Origin of the sequence: Nocardia farcinica (assembly GCF_029867845.1) — a bacterium.
Classification (GTDB): domain Bacteria; phylum Actinomycetota; class Actinomycetes; order Mycobacteriales; family Mycobacteriaceae; genus Nocardia; species Nocardia farcinica_A.
On sequence record NZ_JARWRU010000248.1, the window covers coordinates 1 to 2,400 of the forward strand.

1 protein-coding gene is annotated in these 2,400 nt (G+C 72.6%); it reads right to left on the reverse strand.

Going from position 1 to position 2,400, the window contains the following annotated elements:
• Positions 1 to 2,329 (reverse strand): MFS transporter (locus tag QH283_RS05135; protein ID WP_280501862.1); only part of this gene is annotated, 2,329 nt, incomplete at its 3' end.
• Between the last annotated feature and the right edge of the window lie 71 nt (positions 2,330 to 2,400).

The following is a 2,400-nucleotide window of genomic DNA, read 5'->3' on the forward strand; positions in this document are numbered from 1 at the left end:
GCGCGGTGGCGGGAGCGAGCGGCTTCGGGTCGGTCTGATGGTGTCGCCCCGCCGCGGTGCGCTCGGTCTTCGCGGCCCCCTCGCCGCGGCGGGCCGAGCGACGGGTGCCCCCGTCGGTGAAGCGGCCGGAGACCGGGGAGCGGAGAACGGTGTCGACGGGCGCCGTGGTGTCGGTGGCGGGGCGGGTCGAACTGGCCAGGGGAGTCGACCCGAGGGTGCTCTTGTCCAGCTCGATCGTGTCGCCCGCGGTCGGGTTCCGATCCGGGGTCGATGTGCGGTCCCGATCCGTCGCGGCGCGCCGGCCGGCGCCGCCGCGTCGTGCGGCGTCGGCACCGGAACGAGTGCCCGGCGTCGTGCGGCTCGTGGCGTTGTCGTCGTTCGCCGGCTGCGTGGACGACGAGACCCGGCGCCTTCCGCCCGCCGCGACGGCCGCGCGGGACGGCGCCGAATGCTTTCGGACACCGCTCCGCTCGGTGGCGGCCGTCCGGGGATCGGCGTCGGCGCGCGTGGCGCGGGCGGGCTTGAGCAGCACGTCCGTCCTGCCCTGGCCCGCTGCCTTCTCGAGGGTCTTCTTGTCGAGGACGTCGGTCTTTCGATCCCCGTCGTGCCCGGAGGTGGCCTCGTGCCCGGAGGTGGCCTCGTGCCCGGAGGTGGCGTCGTGCCCGGCCTCCGCCTTCACCTGGGCGATGATCTCGGCCGCCCGTTGCGCGGCCAGTTCGCTCGGCCGGGCGGCGGGGCGCTCGGCGGGGGCGGCGGCGCCGTCGGCGGGGACGCCGGGGCTGTCCAGCGCCGCCTCGTCGAGATCGCCGGGACGCATGGTGCAGAACGCGACGATGCCCGACACGACCGCCAGTGCGGCGACGAGCAGCATGGTGGTGTGCAGGCCGTCGACGAAGGCCGTCTCGGCCGCCTCACGCACCACGCCGGTGGCCAGGGCGGGCAGTCCGTCGAGCACCGCGCCGGGGCCGCCCGCGGCGACCGCGTCACCGGCGGTCTCCGCCTGGTCGCGGAAGACGTTGCGCGCGGTGTCGGTCTCGGCGAACGCGCCGGAGACCCGGTTGTGGAAGAACGCGCCGACGGCGGCGATGCCGACCGCGACGCCCGCCTGCTGGAAGGTTTCGTTGATGCCGGAGGCCATGCCCGCCTTGTCCGGCGTGGTGACCGCGATGGAGAAAGCGGCCCGCGGCGGGTTGAACACGCCCATACCGAGGCCGATCAGGACCATCGCGGGAACGAGGGCGGTCCACGAGGATTCCACGTCGACCAGCACCACCGCGGCCAGACCCGCGCCGATGAGCAGCTGCGAGACGCCGACGAGCACACCGGGGTGCACCTTGGCCACCAGCGCGCCCGCTCCCGCCGCCGCGACGAACAGCAGCAGCGTCAGTGGGAGGAACCGCACGCCGCTGGCGAAAGCCGAATAGCCGAGCATGTTCTGGACGTAGGCGATGAGCAGGAACAGCGAGGGCATCACCGTGAGCGCGCACAGCGCGGTGACCACCGACAGGCCGTTGAAGGTGCGGTTGGCGAACAGCGACAGGTCGAACATCGCCTGGTCGGGCCTGCTCACCTGCAACCAGGTGAACGCGGCGAGCAGGACCACCGCGAGCCCGAAGCAGCCGAGCACGATCCAGCTGGTCCAGCCGTCCGCCTCGCCGCGCATGAAGCCGAGCACCAGGAAGAACAGCGCCGCGGAGAAGGTGACCATGCCCGGCCAGTCCACCGGCGGCGGTGTGTCGGCGCGGGATTCGCGCATCTTCAGGTAGCCGATCGCGATCGCCGCGATGGTGACCGGCACGTTGATCAGGAAGATCCAGCGCCAGCCCGCCGTCTCGGCCAGGCCGCCGCCGATGAGCGGCCCGAAGGCGATCGCCAGGCCGGTGACCGCGCCGAACACGCCGAAGGCCATGCCGCGGTCCTTGCCGCGGAACTCGTTGCCCAGCAGCGCCGGACCGACCGCGAACAGAATCGCGCCGCCGAGGCCCTGCACGAACCGCGCGATGATCAGCACGGTGTCGCTCGGCGCGAGACCGCAGGCCAGCGACGAGAGCACGAAGACGATCAGGCCGACATCGAACACCCGCTTGCGGCCGAGCCGGTCGGCCAGCGAACCCGCGGCGAGCAGCACGGCCGCCAGGCCGAGCGCGTACGCGTCCAGAATCCATTGCAGCGCCGAAAAGGACGAGTCGAACGCAGCGCGGATGTCGGGCAGTGCGACATTGACGACCGTCAGGTCGAGCATCAGCATGAAGGTCGCGAGCGCGACGACCACGAGGGTCCAGATCGCGCCCGGGGACCGCTGTGTTCCGGTCTCGGCACCGGTTGCCATCAAGATTCCCTTCGAAGTTGACGCCGCGACGCGGCGTCAGGCGGCTTTGAGAGCCGCCGACACCGCGTCGC